Consider the following 23,348-nt stretch of genomic DNA (forward strand, 5'->3'; position numbering starts at 1 on the left):
GGTGATGGTTCGAAGGTTTCCCGGGCTGCGGATGGGACGGTTACTCGTCAGGAGTTGAAGGACGGGACGGTTTTTGATCAGTTCAATGCTGCGGGTAAGCCGACGCATGGGACTGTGGCGGGTCAGGATGGTCAGCCGGCTCAGCAGGTCGACATTCATTACAATGGTGACGGGTCGAGTGTTTGGAAGTATCTGGGTGATGGTTCGAAGGTTTCCCGGGCTGCGGATGGGACGGTTACTCGTCAGGAGTTGAAGGACGGGACGGTTTTTGATCAGTTCAATGCTGCGGGCAAGCCGACGCATGGGACTGTGGCGGGCCAGAACGGTCAGCCGGCTCAGCAGGTCGACATTCATTACAACGGTGACGGGTCGAGTGTCTGGAAGTATCAGGGCGACGGCACGAAGATCACCCGGGATCCGGCCGGGAATGTGACTCTGCTGCAATCCGGTGGATGGACCTTCGACAAATTCGACGGCCAGGGCCGGCCTCTGCACGGAAGCGAGGACGGTAAGCCCAACGCCGTCGACATCCACTACAACGATGACGGCTCGAGCGTGTGGACGTACAAGGATGGCTCGATCGTCACCCGTAACCCGGCGGGCGATGTCGTGCTGATGCAGGCCGACGGATGGATCTACGACGCGTTCGACCCTCAGGGACGTCCGACGCACGGGACGAAGGATGGCAAGAGCGTCACCATCTCGTACGGCGCGGACGGGCTCACCACCCTCATGACCGACCCCAAGAACGGTGTGGTCACCGACGCCAACGGTAAGCCGGTGGCCGTCATCGTGGACGGCAAGAGGTACGAGTACTCCGTACAGATCCCGCTGCTCGGGGAGTCGATCGGCAGCTTGCGGAAGCAGCGGGACTCGATCGACAGCAGCCTGCTGGCGATGTCGAACTACCTGCTGTCGATCACCGACTCGTGGAACAGCCCGGCGGGGGACAGGTACGAGCTTCTCACCACGGACTTGAAGAAGCTGACCACGGACACGAAGGGCCTGCTCAACGACTCGATCACGGCGATGCAGAAGTCGTACGACAACTACGTCGGAGCCGAGACCGCGAACCTGAAGAACGTCACCGCCGAAGCTCGGACGACGTCCCGTTGAGCCGGGGACGGTGCCGTGTCGTGCAAAGAGGTCACTCGCGCTGTCCGGGCTCGGCGCAGCATCCTGATGCAGGCAGAACAGCTGTCGACGGCAGCGGAAGGAAGTAATCGCGATGGACCATATTCTCGTAACACCGGAAATGGTGGCGAGTGCCGCCGGCAGTTGTGACAGCACCGCGCTCGAGATCGAGGGTGAGCTCGCCAACCTGAAGGCGTACGTGGTGCAGCTGCAGGCGGTCTGGCACGGTGTGGCCTCCGGCCAGTTCGACATCCTCATGCACGACTTCGACGTGTTCGGCCGGATGCTGCACGACGCGCTCACCGATATCGGCAGCGGCCTGCGTGGCAACTTCCACAATTACGTCGACGCGGAACAGGCGAACATCAACAGCCTCATCGCGGTCAACGGCGACATCCCCGGCGCGAACCTCTAACCCTCGGTAACGAAGTCGCTAGACAGGAGAGATCCATGCCAGATCCCACCAGTAGCAACCTGCGGGTCCCGGCGGAGCTGGAGGTCGCCGGCCAGACGCTGAACGCCAAGGCCGACGTGATCGTCGACCAGCTCGAGGCGCTGATCGCCAAGCTGTCACCCCTGCAGGATACGTGGGAGGGCCCCGCGCAGTCGTACTACCAGGGTCTGCAGCAGGAGTGGAACATCGCCGCCGACGGCCTGTTCGGCGAGACCGGCGTACTCGGCAAGATCGCCTCGGCGATGAACCTGTCGTGGAACAACTACGCCGAGGGCGAGTGGGCCAACCTGCGGACCTGGAAGCGCTGAGGAGGAATCCATGTCCGATCTGGACCGGATGCTGGAGCAGGCGAAGGCCGTACAGGAGCAGGTGGCTTCCATGCGGGACCGGTTGTCGGCCACCGAGGTCACGGGCACGGCGGCGAACGGCTCGGTGAGCGTGTCGATGACCGCCGACGGCAAGTTCACGGCCGTGCACCTCGACCAGGAACTGCTGAACGACGCCGACGCCGACGAGGTGGAGGAGCTGATGCTCAGCGCCTTGCAGGACGCCGGCACGCAGTTGCGCGAGATGACCGAGCGCCGGATGGATTCACTCAACGAGATGTTCCAGTCGATTCAGAACTGATGGGTATGTCCCGGACCGGTTCCTGACCGGTCCGGGTGGCGAGCCGGTAGCAGACGATCTTGGTGGAGGCAGTAGATGGCACCGGCGGACCCGTGTCTGGAGTTCATGACCACCCACCTGCGGTCCGGTACGTGGCACAGCATCGACGGCAGCACGGCCCCGCTCGAGTTCCGGAACGCCGCGCACGTCCCCGGGACGCGCATGGTGTACGGCGACGGGATCGACTCGTCGGTGGTGCAGGCCATGCTCCTGAAGGAGCCGCCGGCGCAGCGGGGCCAGATGGTCCATCAGCCGCGATCGGCGTTCAGCGACACGCTCGGCACCGACGGCGCGCTCGCCCTGGCGAACCAGGTGCGGATGAACGTACGGTTGCCCGCCTCTCCGCTGCTCGATCTGACCCACCCGCTGGTGCAGCCGGTCGACCCGCAGGGGCGCACCGCCGCGCCGGAGTCCGCCACCCACGTCCTGGTGCTGCCGGAGAACCACCTGGCGAACGACCTCAGTGGTTTCGGGAACCCGCAGGTGACGCAGGCGCCGTCGGTGGCGCGCGAGACGTACCTGTCGGACAGCTTCACCGGTCTGGTGATCGGCGACCGTGCCACGTTCGACAACGTCGAGGCCATGAACCCCCGGTTCGCGCCCGACGAGTACCCGATCTTCATGCACGGGGCTCTGCTCAAGGGCCAGCAGCAGGACGCGATCACCGACATCCTGAACGGGCTCGGGCGCGATGCGCTGAGGGCGTCGGGGAAGAACATCGTCCTGGTCGTCTGCGACGTGGCGATCTCTCCGAACGGCCTGAACGACGCCGCCACCGCACTGTTCTCCCGGTTGCCGGCCGAACACCCCAAACTGACGGCGTTCCCGACCGCCACCCTGCTCGCACCGACGCCGAGCACCGCGTCGCCGCAGCTGAGCGAGGTGGTCTCGACGTCCACCGGGCTCAGCAACGACGGCCGGTTCGGGCTGGTGCCGAACCTCATCCGGACCTACACCGACGCCCCGGAAGCACCGGCTACCAGCACCGGGCGCACGCCTATGGTGCAGATGCACGCCCCCGTGCTGTCCTCCGCCCGCGGTCCCGGCGTGGCGGTGACGGACCGTGCCGGCCAGCCGTTGACCATGAACAAGGAACTTGAGGGGCAACTGCGCTCCCTGGGGGACAACAGCCGGGCCATCGATCCGGCCACGCGCTCCCTGACCTTCATGTACGGCCCCGGGTACGGAAACGGATACGGATACGGATACGGCCAGTATCCGCCCCCGCCTCCGCCGCCCCAGATGATGTACGCCCCGCCGCCGCCCCCACCGATGCTCAACCTGGCGGACCCTGGGGGTTACATCGCGCGGATGCCGGTGTCGGGCACCGGGATCACCGGCCCGGCGGTCATGGCGAGCTGGAACATGGTCGAGAGCCGGTTGTCCCAGTTCGGTTACCTGTGGCAAAACCCTCGAGTTCAAGAAACGCTGCTGGCCTTCAAGCACCAGCTCAACTACGAGTTGTACCTGCGGGCGACCACGGACAAGACGAACGCCCAGATCTCCAACGACGTGAACGCCAAGTTCGGCAGTAGCAGGGTCGGCGCCTTCACGCAGACGATGGCGGAGCTCGGCGCGCTCTCGGTTCCGCAGAAACTTTGGAAAGAGAATCAGTACAGTTCCAATTTCCCGCAGTGGCTGGCAGAAACGAGAGAGTATTATGCTGACCGGCTCGCCCTGTGGGGGAAACTAAACCCGGCCGTTGCCGATCGTGTTGTCGAGCCGAGGAACCAGCGGATTCTTGAATCCACACCGCTCGGGGTGAGTTTCGACAACGTCCTGTTCGGCCTGCCGAATTACGGCGAGGGCACGCCCGGCTACTTCCAGTTCTGGGCCGACGCTTCACACCATCTGGTGAACGTCTCCACCGGCACGGTCGTGGCGCACGTCTTCGAGGGCGTCATGCGTGGCGGCGTGCTGGACCTCACCGAGGTTCCTGCTCTGCTGGACAGGATCAAGAACGGATTTATCAAGTCTCTTGTCATCACCGTCTGGAAGCTGGACGGCACGGTGCTCGTCCCGGACTCCGACATCACCATCCATACCCGGAATTCCTACGATGCCAACGCGCCGATCCTCAACCCGGGCGAGCTGTCCCAGACGTACTGGTCGCAACAATCCCGGCTCTACATGCAGAAGGTCTATCGTTCGGCGGAACTGAACCGGCAGGGGATCAGGAGTTCGTACGCGGAGATCCTGGAGCCGCTCGAGCCGCCTGCGGGTTCGTCACGTCGCGGTGGGTTCAGCGGCGTCCATCCCATCTTCGTGCTGCAGGAAGCCGTCGCGAAGTTGAACTCGATCGTTGGCGAGGATGTCAGAGATCTCTCCGGCCGTAGAAGGTCGATAGCGCGCGAGGCGCTCCAAAACCAGATGCTCGACGGGATGCCGGATGCACCGGTCCGTACGGGTAGCTTCGACATGGGCGGGCTCGCGGACAGCCTGCCCCCGCTGCAGCGAGTTCCGACGGGCGCTGGTGTGGGCTGGGGCGAGGACTACGGCTTCGCGCCCGGCAACCTGCAACGCACGAATACCACCCAGTACGCGCCGGATGACATGCCGAGCTCGTCCAGCAGCAGCAGTCGCCGCAGCAGCAACTACCACCCCAGCAACAACCCCAGCCCGCCCCGGGCCTTGCCGCCCCGGGACTCGCCGCCCTCGTCGCATCGTTCGCATCGTTCGCATCGCTCGGAGCACAGGAGTCAGAGCAATTCCGGGCCCTCCTCCGGCCAGGTCATGATGCCGCCTCCGTCGCGGTCGCGCACCTACGACGTCGATGCGTACGGCCGTCCGAAGGACAGGTTTTCCACGCGGCACGGGGCGTATTCCGACAGCCTTGTCGTGCATCCCGATCCGGGTTCGCGGGTGGAGTATCTGACGGATCGCCCCGGTGCGACGCTGTTCGGCCCGGACCAGGCGTCCAAGGCTGCGCTGGACCGAAACCTGCTGATGCCGTCGGGTGTCTACCAGTTCGCCATGGAGGGGATGCCCGGCGCCGGCCTGCTCGACGGACAGAAGGTCACCCCGGCGCAGGTGAAGGACCTGATTGTCGCCGATCCGAGGTTCCAGGGGCAGGACATCGCGCTGGTGGACTGCGATCCCGCCTTCCCGATCGGGAACGCGTTGGACACCTTCTTGGTCGATCTGTGGAAGCTTCTCATGGCGGATCCCCGGTGGAATCCGCTGAGTGCGGTCTTCGGCGGGGTCGGGAACGTGGATGTGCGGGTCACGGCGGGCGGCCCGGGTGAGGTTGTCGCCCTGAACAACTCGATCGGGTTCGACGGGCGGATCCGCCTCAACGCCGGTGGGTTCCGCTCCGTCACGCAGCATCCGTCCGCCTCGGACGGCGCCTTCGTGCCGATGCTGCGGCAGCACGGCGTCACTCTCGTGGAGGCGGTGCACGAGGCCCGGAGCGGGGGCGGCATTTCGCTGACGGACCCGGCCGGCAACCTCGTCGCTCTGTCGCGGACCGATTTCCTGGTCAAGGGGCTGAACGACCCGGTGCACCTGCAGAACGCCGTCGACCAGCAGCCGGTCGAGATGCCGCCGGGCGCGTCGACGGGGCAGCAGCCCGCCGAGGCGATGCCGACGTGGGAGTTGTGGAAACCGGCGAACCTCGTCGAGGTCCGCCCGAACGTCTTCTCGGCGAACTCGCACGTGCCGGTTACGGTCACCGGAGAACGTCCAGAGACCCGCGAGGCGAAGGCTTACTACGACGGTCTGGCCCTGAGCGCGACGAAAGCCAATCCGATCGTCGACGTCGGCGTGGGCAAGGGCCTCGGCGTGCTGCCCGCGGACGTCGCCGCGGCGCGGTTGATGCTGGAGCAGTTCGCGCAGCGCAGAACGCCGGCCCTGCTGTCGACCCGGGGTAAGGCGACCGATGACCTGCTCGACGCGATCATGCCGTACGGTGCGCCGCTGATCCACCAGACGCTGGCCAAGGGCGGTCTGGGCGGACTCAACCTCGGCTCGCGGTTCACGTTCACCGTGCCCCGGTCCACGGACCGGGTGGGGACCACCCCGGAGGTCGCGGAGGGTGTCACCGCCGGTCTGCTGCAGAGTGCGCGTGAGATGGCGAAACCGACGGCTGCCATCAAGCTGGTCAACGAGGACCTCGCCAAGATGATCTGGGCGGCCGACCTCGGGAAGTCGAAGGAGCAGTTCAACCGGGCCGGTTGGTCGCCGGAGCAGATGACGCAGCACCTCGGTGAGGTGAGCGCGATGGCCGAGCGGGTGGGCAATCTGCCCAAGGTGGCCATCATCAAGCCGGTGCTGGAGTTCGGTGCGGTCGGGCACGCCGATCTTGTCTTCGACTACGGCATGACGGGCGATGCCCAGCGCGCGGGTCACCTGATGGACTCGCTGGGCAAGGTGCAGGCGGCCGGCAAGCTGGGCACCGGCGCCCCGGACGCGCTGACGACCGATCATTTCGCGTCGATGGTGGCGGCGGCCGGCACCGTTGACCTGTCGCTGCCGACCCTCGGGGCTCTCGGTGCGGCGCTGACGTCCGGGAACCTCGACGCGGCGTTGACCAACTTCGACCGGTACAAGGGCCAGTTCTCCCTGGACGACAAGGTGAGCCTGGTCGAAGGGCTGGACCGGCTCAAGTCGACCATGCCCGAGCAGGTGGACAACATCCAGCGCGTCATGCAGACCGTCCTCTCCTGTTGATCGCCGGCTGAGCCGACCGGGGCGCCGTGAACCTCGGCGCCCCGCCAGCCGTTCCAGACCCGAGTGCAAGTTGTCGAAGGAGTGGCACAGATGGACGAAGACCTGCACGGGTTGCTGCTGCGGCTGGGCGGTGCCCTGCCGCCGCGGCACCTGGCGGACGCCCGGTTCGCGCTGGCCCGCGACGATGCCGCGGCTCTTCTGGACAACGTGACGAAGGGCCTGGCCGCGGCGCGTTCCCCGATCGCCCCGGACGACCTCGACCGATTGGCCGCCCTGGCCGGGTCGGCCGAGCAGGCCGAGGCGCTGCGCGCGACCCAGCGGGACCACGACGACGAGCCGGCCCACCTGTTCCGGCCGACCTCGGGCGACGAGGTCGACGATGACGTCTGGGTGCCGCCGGTCCTCGACCTGACCACCGGATCCGGGATGCTCGAGTCCTTCACCGACGACACGGACCGGGCAGCGATCGCTGCGGCTACCGCGGTGCCCGGTGTGGTCGCCGTGTGGCGGACCTGGCGGGAGACCGTGCGGGGGTTCGGTCAGGGTCGTGAGGCACGCGTGTTCCTGGTCGAGGTCGACGGGGCGACCGCCGAGCTGGCCGGTCTTTCCGCCGGGGTGATGGCAGCACTCGCCGACTCCGAGGATCAGGCGCCGCTCGTCGAGATGCGGGCGGTGGAGGACGCGGAGACGACGTACTTCCTGGACGCCCGGCGCGGTGCGGCGCTGCTGTGGGCGGCGGAGGCGGACCGTCCGGTGGCGATCGCCAAGGCTTTCGACGGGGTCGACCCGTCCGCGGGCCCGTACTTCTCGGACGACCATCCGCGGCTGGACGACGAGGAGCGCGACCGGCTCCTGCGTTACCTGGAAGAGGCTCCGGTGCTGTTGTCGTCCACCGAGCGCATGGTCGACATCTTCGCACCGCAGGACGGTCCGCAGGTGTCGCTGGATCACCGTACGGATGGCCACTGGACGTGGACCGGCACCGTGCCCTATTACCTGCGCCGGCACAGCCTCGCGCCGGACCCGGGGCTCTTGGCAGCCATCCGGGAGAACTACTACACCGTCCCCGAAGTGACAGCGGTCGGCCGGCACCGCGCGACAGCCGAGCTGTTCATGCCGGCCGCCGCGGAACCGGTTCCCGCCGGTGGCGAAGTGAGGAACTGACATGGCCGGTCCCGCTGACTGCCTCGAAGGTGTCCTGCAGACCGTGACGGGTCCCGGCATGGGGGTGTACTGGCAGCCCACCGCGACCCCGGACGCGGTCGACCAGCACCTGCGGGAGCTCACCGGAGCGATGACGACGCCGGGCAAGGTGACCGTGTTCGTGCGCGGCGACAAGGTCGACGTCGGGATCGACCCGGCGCTGCGCAACCACCTGCACCGTGATTCCGGGCTGCAGGGCGACCTGCAGATCAAGGTGGTCGACCGCGAAGGCGGCCTGGTCACCACCGGCGATGTCGAGCGGAGCGTCGCGAACGCCCTCGATCTTCCGGTCGCCAGCACCCGGTGGGCCGCGGACCGCATCGCGGTGGATGACGCGGGGCGGGTCTCCCTCACCGGCACGCCCTCCGCGTACCTGGTGCTGCCGGACGCCGTGAACGCCCAGCGCCGGGCGGCAGTCGACGCGCTCGCCGGCAATTTCGCCTCGGTCGGCGAGTTCATGAGCAGCGCCGCCGGCAACCTGAGCGGGCTCGGTGCCGACAGCGCGGCGACCCCGCACACCGCGTGGCACGCGCTGGGCGCCTACCTCACGGCGATCCGGGCGAGCGGAGCCTCCGTCCCCGCGGCCGTCACCGATCTGCTCCGGCAACCGATGCTCACGGCGGAGCAGCTGGCCGCGGCGATCGGCAACGGTGCGGACCCCCAGCCGGCCCGGCCCGACGGGCTGGCGGACCACCTCCTGTCGAACCCCGGCGACTTCGCCCTGGTGATCGGTGGCGGACAGATCCATACGCTCGCACCCGGTGCGGGTGGGGGCCTGGAGTGGTTGCCGCCGGGCCAGACCACCCCGGTGCCGTTCGAGACCGACGGTGCCACCGACCGCCTCACCGAACTGCTCGAACAGCCCGAGGCGCGGGTGCTGGTGCTGAACCAGCGCGGCGTACCCCAGCAGACCCTGCCCCTCGACCGGGTGCCGGCGGCGCCTCCGGCGGCCATCAACCCGCCGACCGGCACCACCGTCGGCCCGCAGGGTCAGGTCCAGGTCGGTGCGTGGCCCGACAAGACCACGAACCGGCTCGGGCTCGACACCGTCAACCTGCGCAACGTGCCGACCATCATGGTCGACGCCCGTTTCCCGGAGGGGACAAAGGCCTCCGACCCGGTCAAGTACCTCCAACCGCGGCTGACCGACGCGTTGACGAACGCCGGGTTCCGCCATTTCGTCCAGGACAACCGGCCACTGATCATCTCGACCGCGGATACGCCGCAGGTGCGGCAGGCGGCCGAGTCGTTCGGCGGTGTGGTGGTCTACCCGGTGCAGACCGCCGACGGCATGGAGGTGAAGTCCTCCTGGAAGATGCACGTGCCCGGCAGCCTCGAGCCCGTGGCACTCGGCGACGGTCAGTTCCTGACACAGACCATGGTCAACCAGGCCGTGGGGGCGATCGACGCCATGCCCGCCCTGGACAACAACGTTCCGCCGGTGCTCAAGGACCTGCTGTCGCTCAACAGCTATTCGGAGGCCCAGACGCACTGGAGCGACAACTTCACGGAGCTGCGGGCACCGACGATGGGCGAGGCCCTCGGTCAGCTCTCCGACGTCGTTCCGGCCGACCGGTGGTTCAACGTGATGCGGCTGACCCATGCTGTCGCCAGCAACACCGAGGCCTTCCGGAGCATGCCGCAGCCGATCGAGCCGACTGTCCGGAACTCGATCGACACCGAGCGCGCCCTGCCCGGGGGGACGACAGCTGACCTGCAGTTCGTTTTCGACTTCCTGACGAGCCGGGAACTGGCGCCGCTCACGCCCGGCACCGCGGCGCCGGGCCCGTACCAGACGCGCCTGCTCTGGGACGGCCTGCTCTTCCGCATGATGCTCGGCCGGAACCTCAGTGCGGCCGAGGCCATGGTGCTGATCAACGGTGTGAACGCGGACGACTACAGCCGAGCCGTCATGGATCCGGCGAGGTTCGACGCCGCGGAGAGCCACGCCGCCATCTTCGCGGCGATCCATACGCTTGAGCAGGACGGCCTCGCGACCCTGCGGGCCGGCGGTGACGGCGTGATGGCCGTGAACATCGACTGGGAAGCGCTGAAAGCACAGCTCGCGAAGTGCCCGAACGGCGCGGACCGGGCGGCGTTGCTCTTCCGCTTCAAGAACGTGCTGCAGCCGCATCTGGAAGACCTCGGCCTGGACCAGCTCGCCAAGCCGTCGCTGGGCCGGCTCAACAACCTGATCTATCTCTGTCACTGACCAGCGGACGCCACCGACACCGGCACACGAAGAGGCCCGCCGCGCTCAGCGCGGCGGGCCTCTTCGTCGCTCAGCAGTCCAGGATCAACTCGCCCAGGCGCAGCAGCACCGCCTGCTGCGCGGGGTGCGCCGAGGCAAGCTCCGCGAGGCTGGTCATCAGCGGGATCTTCGCCGCCTGCGACAGCTTCACCGCGGCGTCGTGCACCTGCTTGACGGGCAGCGGCTCGCCCCGCAGGGCGCTGTGGGCGTATCCCAGGAGCTGTGCCATGGCGGCGTCCGAGGCGGCCGCCGCAGGCAGGCCGGTGTGCAGTGAGGGCAGCGCACCCAGCACCGCCGCGCCCTGACCCAGCAGGCCGATCAGCAGGCCGTCACGACGGACCGGATCGGTCTCGGCCAGGAACGCGTCCCGGATCTCTAGGTTCCCGGTCGCGGCCAACGTGCTCGTCGCCTCGTCCAAGGCCGTCCGCGTGCCCCGCGCGAGCAGGGGCATCCGGACGAGACCGGAATCCGTGCCCTCCGGGGTCGCTTCGGGGTCGCTGAACCAGCGCACCGGGATCTGCTCGCCAGGCACCCACGGCACCCGTTCCAGCAGCTCCACACCCGCATTCGCGACCGTGGTGGGCACCGGCACCCCGGGCTCGCCCACGAGGACGTGGGCGTCCCCGGCGAAGTCGCCGTTTCGGATCCGGTTGGCCAGTGCGGTATCGGACACCCGGGCCGGGCGGGCCCACGCGTACCACGGCAGGTCCTCGAGGACCCAGCCCTCCGGCAGCCGGTAGGAGCGCCCCGACGCCTCGAGGCCGAACGGCGCGGGTCGCGCGGCACCGGGCGGGCGTACGTGCCAATGCGTCGCCCAAGCCTGCAGGGTGGGCGTGCCGTTCGCGTCGACCGGGGTCGCGCGCCGCGCGGTGGCCGGATCGGTGGGCCGTTCGGTGAGAGCGACCGTCACCCCCAGCCGGTCCGCGATGGTACGCAGCAGCGCGGGCGGGCTCAGCGGCGCGTGCACCACGATCAGCTCCCGCATCGCCGGATCCCGCAGCAGCGTCGCCGTCTCCGCGAGGAATCCCGTCAGGTCGACGCCCGGGCCGACGAACACCCGCTGCCGGCCGGGGATCGGCGCGAAGGACGACGCGATCGCGAGTAGCTCCGCGGCGCCCGGACCCGAGGCGCTCTGCCGCAGCAGGATGCCGGACGGCACCTCGATCAGGTCACCGGGCAGCGTGGCCGCCGCGTCGAGCAGGGCCGTGCGCAGCGCCCCGTCGGTCAGGTGCTGGACGGGCGCGGCGAGCTGGACGGTCGCCGCGAGGTCGCGCAGCCCGGCCAGCGCCGCCGGTGAAGCAGGCTCGCCACGGAAGAGCTTGTCGTACGCGGACAGCCAGTCCAGCGTGAACGACCGGCCCAGTGCCTCGGTGACCGATGCCGGCAACTCGACGGTGAGCAGGTCGTCGAAGGCGAGACCGGCGGCGCGCACCTCGTCGCCGAGCAGTGCGTGGTGCAGCAGCAGGACGGGCACGGAGCGCACCAGTTCGGCGAGCTTGCGCCGCAGTCCGTCCACCGCGGCGGCGACCACCGCCGGGGTGTGACCGCCCCGCTCGGCCCGGAGCTCTGCGGCGGTGGTGGCCTCCTGGATGCGGACGTCGAGTTCGTGGGTGATCCGCTGCCGGGTGGCGTCGGCGATGTCCCGGCCGGGCCGGTTCAGGGCCGCGCCGATGTCCGTACGGGCGTCGTCGATGAACGGCTGCGAGGTGCTCTGATATGCGTTGGGCGCCGCCTCCAGGGGCAGCGTGGTGCCGGTCCGCTCGACGGGTGTGTTCGCGTGCCGGCGCAGCGCCTCCTCGGTGAAGTAGCCGGGGATCCGGGCCTCGATCGTCCTGGCCAGCGCCTCCCACTGAGCCGCCTGGGCCGGATCCGCCGACTCGTCGAAGGCTGTGCGCACCGCGTCCTGGGCATCGGCGTAGAACGCCCGCACAGCCGCCGCGTAAGCCGACTCCGGCACCTCCCACTCCGCGTCCCGTGCCTCCAGCACGGCGGCCTGCACGGCCGCGTCGTGCCGGTGCGCCTGCAGATAGCGGAACGCGTTGTCGCGTACCCCGGTCAGCAGGTGCTCGTAATTCACCTGCCACTGGCGCTCGGCCGCCTGGAACGCGGTGTCGTACCCGCGGGCACCCGCGGTGATCACCGGCGACCAGACCTGGTCGAAGAGGCCACGCCCGGCGGCGATGAAGTCCGCCCGGAACTGGTCGGCGACATCGGCCGGCAACCCGTCGAGTGACCTGAGGTGCGGGATCCGCTCGGTCCGGGCAGCCGCGTCGGTGACCGCGTTGCCGAAGTCGCGGACGAGGTCGGGCCGGTGCTCCTCGGCGCGTCGCGCGGTGCCGATCCGGCCGGCGTAGTCGGTACGCAGCGCGTCCCGCTGCTCCGCCCACTGCTGCGCACGCACGGCGTGGCTCAGCGTGGAGACCTCGTGCGGCGGGTCGCGAAGCTCGGCCAGGGCATCGTCGAACGCCTGCTGCTGCAACGCTTCCAGCCCGACGAAGTGCTGACCGTGGGTGGCGAGGTAGTCACGGGCGAACTGTTCACCGAGCAGCTGCACGCTGTGCGTCGACATCGTCGCGTCGAGCGCACCCGGCCGCCCGGCCCGGTCGCCGAGGAAGCGGTGGAAGGCCCCGGCCGCTTCCTTCGCGGCGGTCACCGCGAGATCGGCGGCGATGAGGTCGGCGCGCAGATCCTTCCACTGCCGGGAAACGTACGCGTCCCAGCGCTCGCCGGCGCCGACCCGCTCGTACGTGTCCACCATGGCCTGCTTGAACCGCTCGCGCACCACATCCCGGTGCGCGGCGGACAGGTCGAGCCCGCGGTCGTACTCGACAGCGTCGACGATCCCGCGGAACATGTCGTCCGCGAGCGCCGCGGTGCTCGCGTCGCCGAGCGGGCGCACCGGCGTGGTGGACCGGATGCCGTCGGCGACGGCCTTGTCCAGCATCGCCGGCAGTGTGGCCACCGCGGAGTCCAGCTCGGACGTCCAGCCGTCACCGAGGCCGCCGTTCTCCCAGAGCTGCCGCCAGGACCGCGCGGTGCGGGTGTCGAACTCGGCGCGCACGGCGGGCAGCAGCGGGTCCAGCGCACCGGCCTGTGCGGGATGGGCGGCACGCCACTCCTGGACGGCTGCGGCGAACCGGCTGTCCGCGTCCAGCCCCGCGGCGTGCAACTCCCGCTCAGCCGCGGCCGCTTGCGTGAACGGCTCCTCGTCCACCGTGGCGGGTCGCTGCGTCTGCGGCGCCATCATGACTTCGCCGCCCTGCTCGGGCTGGGTGGCGCGCAGTTCGCCCAGCACGGCCGGGAAGGTCTGGCGGTGCTGGTCGCGGCCCATCTCGGTCAATCGCGCGTCGATGGCCTCGTCGGCCCGGAGCGCGGCGAGCTCCTCGGCCCGCCGGCGGTCGACGGCCTCGGCGTCGAGTCCCTCCCGCATCGTGGTGAGCGTCTCGGCATCACCCCTGTGCATGGCGTCGACCAGCTTGTCGCGCTGTGAGTCGGTGTAGCGCGACCCGCTGCGTGCGGACGCGGCGACGATGCCGTCGGCGGCACGGGCACGCAGATCGCGCTCGGCCTTCAGCCCGCGCAGCTCGTCGCGGAAGTCAGCCAGCGCGGCGACCGACGTGCCGGCGGAGGCGATGTCGCGGGCGAAGCCCTGCGCCACGACGGGGTCGACGCCCGCCCGCCCGGCCACGTCCAGCACGATCGCGCGGGTCTCGGCGGCCAGCAGTTCCGGGGTGACGACCGTGCCGCCGGAGCGCTGGTCGACGGCGGCCCGCACCGCCTGCGCCACGTCCCCGCTCAGCCCGGCGTCCGCCGACAGTGACCGGGCCAGCTCGTACGGCAGCTGCGCCTCCACGACCTTCGGCAGGTCGCCCAGCAGCTCGGCGACGTCGGCGCTGGTCGGAGCGGGCGGGGGGAGGGTGACCGGTGCCGCCGGGATGTCGTCCAGTCGCGCCCTCAGGTCGCGCTGCTGCTGTGCGTCCGCCTCGGCCGCCTCCCGGTCGGCGTCGGAGATCTCGAGCTGGTCGCGGACCGGGGGACGGACCGGCGGGTCGACCGGCCGCAGCCCACCGTCACCCCGCTGCTCCAGCTCGCGCATGACCTGGCGGTATTGCTGCCGCGCGGCGTCGGCGGCCGCGGTCCGGGCGGCCTCGCGGGCGTCCAGCTCGTCGGCGAACTGCTTGAGGCCGGCCAGCCGCTGCTCCAGTGCCCGCAGCCGGGGCTCGTCCCCGGCGGCGGCCTGCTCCTGCCGGCTCTGCACGACCGACTCGAGCTCGCTGGTCAGTTCCCGGTAGGCCTTCTCGTCGCCGTCCTGCAAAGCCTTGATCAATTGCTCGCGCCGCGACTCGGTGAAGCCGATGTTGTTGCGCTCGGCATCGTTGATCCGCAGCTCGGCGACCCGTTGGAGCAGCCGCTGATCGGCGCGTTCCCGCCGCAGTTCCCAGCGCAGTTCGGTCAGTGCCGACGTGGCCGTCACGAAGTCCGGATCGGTGATCCGTTCCACGAGGGCGTCGAGCACCGCCGGGTCCAGCCGGGTCCGCCGGGCGATGTTGCGCACGACGGCCCGCGTCGCCTCGTCCTGGATGCCCGGGCCGAACACGGCGTCGCCGAACTCCTGGTCCAGGTCCTGGAGCACGTCCCGGACCGCCGCGGCGCCGAGCCCGGCGTCGGCCGCCAGCGACTCGGCCAGCTCCCGCAGCTCCGGCATCGTCGTCTCGACCGGCGCGTCCGGCAGCGACATCAGCCGTTCGTCGAACGTGGGGTCGGCGACGTTCAGCTCCGGCATCTCGGGCAGTCCGGCGAACGCGTCCTCGACCCGCCCGGTGGCGGCGGCCTCGTCCGCGAGGTCCTGCCGGAAACGAAGATCGGACGCGTCGGCGTCGGTGACCCGCTCGGCCGGCGGACGCTCCACCGGCGGCTCGACGTGCCGGAGACCCAGCGCCTCCGCGGGACCCGGCCCGGTCACGCCGTCCTCGACGTCGCGGGGGCCGAACCTCTCCTTGAGCCCGTCGACCACGTCCGCGCGGTACCGCTCACGTGCGGCGTCGGCCGCGGTGGCGTCGGCCGCCCTCATCTCGTTGCGGCGGATGATCTCCGCGGCGTGCTCACGCAGCTTCGACTCCAGGCCGGCCAGCGCGTTCGCCTGCTGTGTCCCGGTGGTGCGGGCGAGGTTGCGCCGGGCTTGCTCCACGTCGGAGGTCAGCCGGGCGAAGGCCGCCTCGTCACCGGACCGCAGAGCCCGCACCATCTCGGCCCGGGTGTTGTCGGTGTAGCGCACGCCCTCGCTCTCCGCCATGGCGATCGACAGATCGACGGTGCGGGCGATGGCCCGGTTGTCGGCGCCCACGACGCTGATCATGGCGCGGAAAGCGGCTATGCCGGCCTCGGCCGTCCGCACCTCCGGCGACGCCACCGCATCGGCGTGCGGGAGCGCGGTGTCGCGGTCGAGACCGGCGTGCCGCGAGATCTCCAGCACCGCGAACCGTCGCGCCGCGCCTTCGCCCACCGGACCCAGGACCGCACCGCCGAAGCGGTCGTCGAGCCCGGAGAGTACGGACGCGATCTCGCGCTCGCTCAACCCGGCCTCGGCGGCGACGGCCCCGGCGAGCTTGCGCACCCGCACGAGCTCCCGGTCGACGGGTACGTCGGGCAGGTCGTCGCGCAGCCCGGTGGACGACAGGTCGTGCTTCGGGGCGTCCGGGAAGTCGGTGAGCTGCGGCCCGGCGGCCGGCGCCGGATCGTCGTCCCAGTCGTCCGAGGACGTGCCGGGACCGTCGCCCAGGCCGGACAGCGACGACCCGCCGCCCAGCTGAACGGTGCCGGCGAGCGCGCGCAGCCCGTTCAGTGCCGCCACGGAAGCCTCCTCGCCGCGGAAGAGCTTGTCGTACGCGGACACCCAGTCGTACGCGAACGAGCGCCCCAGGGCCTCGGCCGCGGGCGCCGGCAGCTCCACGGTGAGCAGGTCGTCGAAGGCGACACCGGCGGCCCGTAGCTCGTCGCCGAGCAGGACGTGGTGGCGCAGCAGGGCGGGCACCGAGAGGACCAGCTCGGCCAGCTTCTCCCGTAGGCCGTCCACGGCGGCGGCGACCACGGTCGGGGAGTGACCGCCCCGCTCGGCGCGGAGGCCCGCCGCGGTGACGGCCTCCTGGATGCGGGCTTCGAGCTCGTGGACGATCCGCTGCCGGGTGGCGCTGCCGGCGCCCGGCCGGTGCAGTGCCGCGTCGATGTCCCCGCGGGCCTCGGCGAGGACCGCCCGCACGGCGATGTCGTACGCGTTCGGCGTGGTCTCCGGCGTCTTCTCCCCGGTCGCGTCCGCGTGCCGGCGCAGGGCCTCCTCGGTGAAGTACCCGGGGATCCCGGCCCTGATCGCCTCGGCGAGGGTGTTCCACTGACCCGCCCACGCCGGGTCCACCGACTTGTCGAGAGCGGCCCGCAACTTTTCCTTGGCGTCGGTGTAGAACGCCTGCCGCGCTGCCTCGTAAGCCCACTGCGGAACGCTGAAGTGAGCCCCGCGCGCCTGCCGGACGGCGGACTGCACGTCCTGGTCGTGCCGGTGTGCCTGCAGGTACAGGAACGCGTCGTCGCGTACGACGGTCTGCAGGCGCTCGTAGTGGAACCGCCACTCGCGCTCTGCTCTCAGGAACGCGTCGTCGTACCGGCGCGCGCCCTCCGCGACCGCCGGCGACCACACCTGGTCGAACAGGCTGTGCCCGGAGGCGATGAACTCCGCCCGGAACCGCTCGGCCACAGCGGGCGGCAGAGCGTCGAGCGACCGCAGCTCCGGCGTCCGCTCCGTGCGGGCCGCCGCGGCCGTCACCGCGTCGCCGAAGTCGCGCGCCAGATCGGGCCGGTATTCCTCGACGTGCTGCGTGGTGAGGATCCGGGCGGCGTAGTTTTCGCGCAGGGACTCCCGTTGGGCGGCCCACCGCTGCGTACGCTCGGCGTCACTCAGCCCGGCGCCCGGGTGCGCCGGGCTCTCCAGCGCGTGCAGGGCATCGCTGAAGACCTGTTGCTGAAGATCTTCCATCCCGAACTGGAGTGCGCCGACCTCGCGGAGGTAGCCGCGGGCGAACTGCTCACCGAGCAGCCGCACGGTGTGCGCCGACATCGTGGCGTCGAGTGCTCCCGTCGTCCCGCCCTGCTCGGCGAGGAAGCGCCGGAAGGCCGGGGCCGCGGACCGGGCCGCGGTCACCGCGAGATCGGCCGCGATCAGGTCGCTCCGCAGTTGCTTCCACTGCCGGGACACGTACGCGTCCCATTCCTCGCCGGTGCCGAGCTTTCCGTAGGTGACCTGCATGCTCTTCAGGAACTCCGCCCGCATCATCTCCAGGCGGCCGGCGGGCAGCTCGAGCCCACGGTCGTACTCGACGGCACCGACGACCCGGCGGAACAGGTCCTCCGCGAGCAGGGTGACGGACTTGTCGCTCGTGATCTCGACCTGCGGCTCGGTCCGGGGCTCGGCCGGCAGTGCGCCCACGACGGGCCCGGCACCGCGGGCCACGGCCGCGTCGAGCATCGCCGGCAGATCGGCGGCGGCCCGGTCCACCTCGGCCGCCCAGCCACCGCTGACGCGGTCGTTCTCCCAGAGCCGCCGCCAGGACTCCCCGGTGCGGGCGTCGAACTCGGCGCGCACCGCGGACAGCACCGGGTCGAGCCGGTCCGCCTGCACCGGATGCGTGTCCCGCCATTCCCGGACGGCGGCGTTGAACCGGCTGTCCACGTCGAGCCCGGTGGTGTGCAGTTCGCGCTCGGCCGTCGTAGCCTCGGTGAGCCGCTCCACCGGCACGGCCGGGGGCTGGGGCCGTTCCCGCAGCGGCTCCATCATGAGTCCGCCGTCCGGTTCGACGGGGCGCTGGGTCCGCAGCTCGTCCAGCACGGACCGGAAGTCGCGGCGTGGCTTCACCTGGCCGAGGGTGGTCAGCCGGTCGTCGGTCGTCTCGTCGGTGCGGCGTGCCTCGACCTCCTGGACCCGCCGCTGATTGGCGATCTCGGTGTCGAGACGCTCGCGGATCCGGCCGAGGGTCTCGGTGTCGCCATCCCGCAGGGCGTCGACCAGCCCGGCGCGCTCCGACTCGGTGTACCGCGACCCGGTGCGTTCGAAGTCGCCGACGATGAGGTCGGCGGTACGCGTACGCAGATCGCGATCGGTCTTCGCCGACCGCAGCTCGGTGCGGAACTCGGCCAGCGCCGTAGCCGACGTGTCGGCCGCCGTGATGTCCCGGGTGAGGATCCGGGTCCGTTCCGGGTCGACACCGGCCCGCTCGGCCACGTCCCGCATGATCGCGCGGGTCTCGGCGGTCAGCAGCTCCGGGCTGACGACCGCGCCGCCGGAGCGCATGTCGATGGCGGCCACGACCGCCTTCGTCGCGTCCTTGCTCAACCCGGCCGTCGCCGACAACGACTTGGCCAGCTTGTACGGCAGCGGCGCCTCGACCACCACAGGCAGGTCGGTGAGCAGCTTGTCGATCTCCGTGGGGGAGTGGCTCCCCGCCGTCTCGGGCTTGGCGGACGGCACCGACGGGATGTCGTTCAGCTGCGCCCGTAGATCGCGCAGGTGCTGAGCGTCCGCCTCCTGCTGGGCCCGGAGTACCGCCGGGTCGGGACCGGGCTCGGCGACCGAGGACTCGTCGCGCACCAACGGCTGGGCCGGCGGGTTCGCCACCCGCGTCGCCAACTCGTCGGCGAACTGCTTGATCTCGGCCAGCCGCTTCTCGAACGCCTCGTTGAGCGTCGCTTCCCGGGCGGCTTCGGACTTCTCACGGCCCGCGCGGGTCGCGTCGAACTCCCCGACGATCTTCTCGTACGCCGCGTGGTCGCCGGTCTGCAGCGCCTTGCCCAGCCGCTCGCGCCGGGCCTCGGCGAAGGCGGTGTCGCCGGGGCCGGCCGTACCGATCCGCATGTCCGCCACCCGTTCGACCAGTTCCCGGTCGGCGCGCTGCACTCGCAGTTCCGCGCTGATCTCCGCCAGCGTCGCCGCGTCCGCATGGTCGTCCGAGCCGGTGATCCGCGCGAGGAACGGCTCGAGCCATGCCGTGTCCGGCGAGGCCTGGCCGGCCACGTCCCGCGCGACGGCCTGCCTCGCGGCGGCCACCACGTCCGGCATGTACACGGCATCAGCGAATTCGCGCCGCAGGTTGCTGAGCACCTGTGCGGTCGCCGCACTGCCGAGTCCCGCGTCGGCCGCCATCAACGCGACCAGGTTCTCGAGGTCCGGCATCGGCGATGTGATCGTCAGCTCCGGCAGCGACGTCAGGCGCTGATCGAAGGTCGGATCGGCCGGCTCCACGCGCGGCATCTCCGGCAAGGTGGCGAAAGCGTCCTGGGTGCGAGTGGCGTCGTCGGCCAGTTCCTGCTCGGACCGCGGGTCCACCTCGGCGGTCCGGCCAGCCGGCGGAACCTCCACCGTGATATCGCCGGCGCGGGCCGCCGCCCGCTCCTGCAAACGGGCGATCAACGCGGCGTGCTCCAGCAGCTGCTCCGCCAGCTCCCGGTCCTGAAAACGCTGGCGCGCCTCGTTGAACCGGGCCAGGTTGCGCTGGGCCTCCGCGAGCTCCGTCTGCACCTTCGTGGCGGCCTGCGCGTCGCCGGCCCGCAGGGCCCGAACCATCTCGTCGCGCATGCCCTCGGTGTATTGGACGCCGTCGTCCTTGGCCCGGGAGATCGACAGGTCGACGACCCGGCTGATGGCGCGGTTATCGGCACCCAGGACGCTGATCACGGGCCGGAAGCCGGCCAGCGCGACCCGCGCGGCGTTCACGTCGGCCGCCCCCAGGGCGTCGGCGTGCCGCAGGGCGGCGTCCCGGTCGAGGCCGGCGCGCTGCGAGATCTCCAGCACCGCGACCCGCCGGGCCGCACCCTCGCCCACCGGGCCGAGGACGTCCCCGCCGAAGTGGCGTTCAACCTCGGTGATCACCGCGGCGGTCTCGCGCGCGGTCAGCCCGGCGTCGGAGGCGAGGAGCCGGATCAGCTGCCGTACCCGGGTGAGCTCCAGCTCGACCGGCACGTCCGGCAGCGGATCGGCCGGCTTCTCCGTGATCAGGTCGGTCTTCGGTGCGTCCGGGAAGTCGTAGCCAGGGGGCACGTCAGCCGCGGCGTTGCCGTTGCCGCCGCCGGGCGGGTTGCCCGGGTCGCCGCCGGGCGGGGTGCCGGGGTCGCCGCCCGGGTCGCCCGGCGGCGGGGTGACCACGTCGCCGCCCTTGACGGCTCCGGGGCCGGTGCCCGCCGGTCCGAACCGGAACGAGTTCGCGGCCGCTTCACCTGCCGGGGGGTGGGTCAGCGCGGTCGCCAGCAGACTGATCTGCGGGGTGCCCGGCAGGCCGGTGAGCAGCGTGGTGGCGATCCGCTCGGCGCGTTCCGGCGTGACCGGACGACGGGTGCCGACGAACTCGACGGTCGCCACCGGTGGCTGGGCCAGGTGCAGCCCGGCCAGCGCGGCGCGGATGGCCGGCAGGCTGGTCACCGAGCCGTCGACGACGACGGTCAGCTCCGGGCCGGGGCGCAGCACAAGACGGGTGGGCGCCGCCCCGGAGTGGAGGTGCACCACGTTGCCTTGGACCGTCATCGACAGGCCCTCGGGCATCGCGGTGACGTACGGTGCCTCGTGCGCCAGCGGAGCCCGCATCGGCACCGGAGGCGCCACCGCCCGGGTCGCGTCCGATGTCGCGAGCCCGTCGGATTTCGACGTGCTGGGGGCCTCAGTGGTCATCCGCTCGGCGGCGGCCAACTGTTGCTGCACGGCCGTGACCCGGGCCGCGATCTCCGCGGATTTGGCCTGCGCCGTCGCGGCGGCGTGATCCTGCGCGGCGTGCCGCTGGTCGAGCACCTCCTGCGCGCGCCGGTTGGGTTCGGGCGAGCCCTTCGGCCCGTCGGTCTCGCGCGGCGGGAGGCCGGAGTGCGACCGCGACGAGGTGCCGGGCACGGTGACCCCGTCGGCCGTGGAGGACGCATCGGGAGGCGGCTTCCGGAGTACGTTACGCGGCGCCTCGCCGATGACGACCGTCCCGTCGGGACGCGTGGTCATGGTGCGGGCGGCCGCGGCCTCGGCCGGTCCGCCGAGACCGGCCCCGGGGCCCTTCGCGGGCTTGCCGGTGCCCAGCGTGCGACCGGCGTCGGAGCGGTTGCCCGGCACGCCGGCGTCCCGAGGGGGTGTGCCGGTGTCCCGGGCAGGAGCACCGGCGTGGGTACGGGCGTCCTGCGCGGTCGCGGCGGCACTGCTCTCCCCGGTCCTGGGCGGCTGCTTGACGAAGGTCACCGCCCCGTCCTCGGTCTGCGTGGCCGACCCTCGAGGGGTGTCGCGGGTGGACATGCCGCCACCTCCGGAGCCGCGGGCACCGCCGCCACCCGAACCGCCGCCGCCACCCGCCGGCCTGCCGCCTTGCGACTCGGCGCCGTTCATGGTGATAGCGCCGCTCTCCGCGTCGTAACGGACCTGGCTCGGGGTGATCGCCCGGGAGTTCGCGGGCCCGAGGGTGCCGTCGGGGAGCATCCGCAGACCGGCGACCTCGCTTCCGCCGCCCTTGCCACCGGTCGCCGAGTACTGGCTGATGGTCACCGAGCGGCTCTGCGTGCCGATCTCGGCCACTTCGATCGCCGTGGGCTTCACCTTCACCGGCTCGACGACGCCGTCAGCCTGGTTCCAGCGGTAGTGCGAGCTCTCCGGCCGGCCACCCGGGGCTGCGCCGTTCTTGGTGAAGACCGGGTTGCCGTCCGGGGCGGCTTTGGCCACCGTCACGAGAGTGGCATCGGGGTCGCGCCCCCAGCCCTTCGGCGGTCCTTCCACGCCACGGGTCTGCCCGATCGGCGTCCAGCTGTGCGTCGTCTGGTCCTTCATCAGCAGCGACGTGGGTTCGCGTTTGAACACCACTTCCTTGCCGTCGAGGCGTTGGCCGGGGGACTGCGGCTGGCTGACCGGTTCGGCGGTGAACTTGTCACCGGGGCCGATCGGGCGGGACTGCCAGCCCTTGCCCACATTGGGCCCGTCCAGGTCATGGAAGCTCGCCTCGCCGGGCTTCGGCTTCGCCGGTGGGCCGGCCGGATGCGCGGGCGGCGTCTGGAACGTGAGGAGGTCCACGCTGCCGTCCGGGTTCTGCCGCAGGACCTGGGTGGGCTTCGCGCCTGTCGCGGCCTCGGCCGGACGATGTGCCGGAGCGACCGGGTTGACTTCCCATGACCTGCCCTCAGCGGAGTAACTCAGGATCCGCTCGTTCGGTGTCGTGGTGGTGGTGCCGCGGGGGCCGGTGCCGCCGGTCTCCCTGGCGCTCAACGGCTGCGAGTGCAGGACGTTCTCGCCCGGGCGCAGCGTCGTCGGGCCCATCGTGCCGTCGGCGCGGAGCTCGGTGTAGGAGTAGGACGGTTCGTGGCCGCCGGTGACAGGTCGCTCGGCGGCCGCCGGGGTCGCCAGCGGTCTGCCGGGGCCCGCCGCGGTGGACGGGTCGCCGCCGAGCCGCTGGCCCTCACCGGTGAACCTCGGCTCCACCGAGACCCGGACGAGATCGGTACGCCCGTCGGGGCCGGTCTGCAACAACTGTCGACCCGGGGTGGGGGTGCCGGCCCGGGGCTCGGCCGGGAGCAGCGGCGCGTCGGCGCGGGTGCCCACCGGGTCCGGCCGCAGCGGCACGTTGCCTTCCCCGATCCGGCCCGCTCCCGGCTCCGGGCGCAGCGGCGCGGGCGCGCCCGCCGCGTCCAGCAGGCGCGAGTCGACACCCGTCGCGGTGGACCGGTCGGACTGCCCGGACACCGGTGTGTCCACCTCACCGGGCCGCGGCGTGGATCCGCCGGGAGGGGTGTCGAGGGCTTGGACGCGCTGGTGGCGAAGTTGTTCGGTGGTCGGGTGGGTGGTGCTGGTGGCGGTCTCGTCGAGCATCCGCCCGGGACCACGGGGTGCGGACGGTGCGACGGTGCCGCCGCCGTCGGTGCGGGGCGGTGCCGAGATGGTGCCGCCGTCGGCCGGGCGTGGGGTTTCCAGGGCCTGGATGC

General features: G+C 71.1%; 8 protein-coding genes. 7 read left to right on the forward strand and 1 reads right to left on the reverse strand.

The annotated features are described in order from the left end of the window. The 7 genes from ACIA6A_RS22855 to ACIA6A_RS22885 all read left to right on the forward strand — a co-directional run. Positions 1 to 1,116: hypothetical protein (locus tag ACIA6A_RS22855; RefSeq protein ID WP_396099826.1), on the forward strand; the 1,116-nt coding region annotated here is incomplete at its 5' end. 112 nt (positions 1,117 to 1,228) lie between these two features. Next, the gene (locus tag ACIA6A_RS22860; protein ID WP_396099827.1) at positions 1,229 to 1,549 is read left to right on the forward strand and encodes a WXG100 family type VII secretion target; all 321 of its coding nucleotides are present in this window, start codon (positions 1,229 to 1,231) and stop codon (positions 1,547 to 1,549) included. Positions 1,550 to 1,584: 35 nt separating this feature from the next. Then, positions 1,585 to 1,896, forward strand: coding sequence for a WXG100 family type VII secretion target (locus tag ACIA6A_RS22865; protein ID WP_396099828.1), 312 nt, complete (start codon positions 1,585 to 1,587; stop codon positions 1,894 to 1,896). 10 nt (positions 1,897 to 1,906) lie between these two features. Further along, the gene (locus ACIA6A_RS22870; protein WP_396099829.1) at positions 1,907 to 2,215 is read left to right on the forward strand and encodes a YbaB/EbfC family nucleoid-associated protein; all 309 of its coding nucleotides are present in this window, start codon (positions 1,907 to 1,909) and stop codon (positions 2,213 to 2,215) included. A gap of 75 nt (positions 2,216 to 2,290) precedes the next feature. Beyond that, complete coding sequence (locus ACIA6A_RS22875; RefSeq protein WP_396099830.1) at positions 2,291 to 6,922, forward strand: hypothetical protein; 4,632 nt, start codon at positions 2,291 to 2,293, stop codon at positions 6,920 to 6,922. A 90-nt stretch (positions 6,923 to 7,012) separates the two neighbouring features. Then, the gene (locus tag ACIA6A_RS22880) at positions 7,013 to 8,086 is read left to right on the forward strand and encodes a hypothetical protein (protein ID WP_396099831.1); all 1,074 of its coding nucleotides are present in this window, start codon (positions 7,013 to 7,015) and stop codon (positions 8,084 to 8,086) included. A gap of 1 nt (position 8,087) precedes the next feature. Beyond that, entirely contained in the window at positions 8,088 to 10,337 is a 2,250-nt protein-coding gene (locus ACIA6A_RS22885) for a hypothetical protein (protein WP_396099832.1), read from the forward strand. Positions 10,338 to 10,407: 70 nt separating this feature from the next. On the opposite strand, the gene ACIA6A_RS22890 is transcribed toward ACIA6A_RS22885, so the two are convergent. Beyond that, positions 10,408 to 23,235, reverse strand: coding sequence for a hypothetical protein (locus tag ACIA6A_RS22890; RefSeq protein ID WP_396099833.1), 12,828 nt, complete (start codon positions 23,233 to 23,235; stop codon positions 10,408 to 10,410). Between the last annotated feature and the right edge of the window lie 113 nt (positions 23,236 to 23,348).

The sequence above is a fragment of the Actinoplanes sp. NPDC051494 genome (assembly GCF_044454705.1).
Taxonomy (GTDB): domain Bacteria; phylum Actinomycetota; class Actinomycetes; order Mycobacteriales; family Micromonosporaceae; genus Actinoplanes.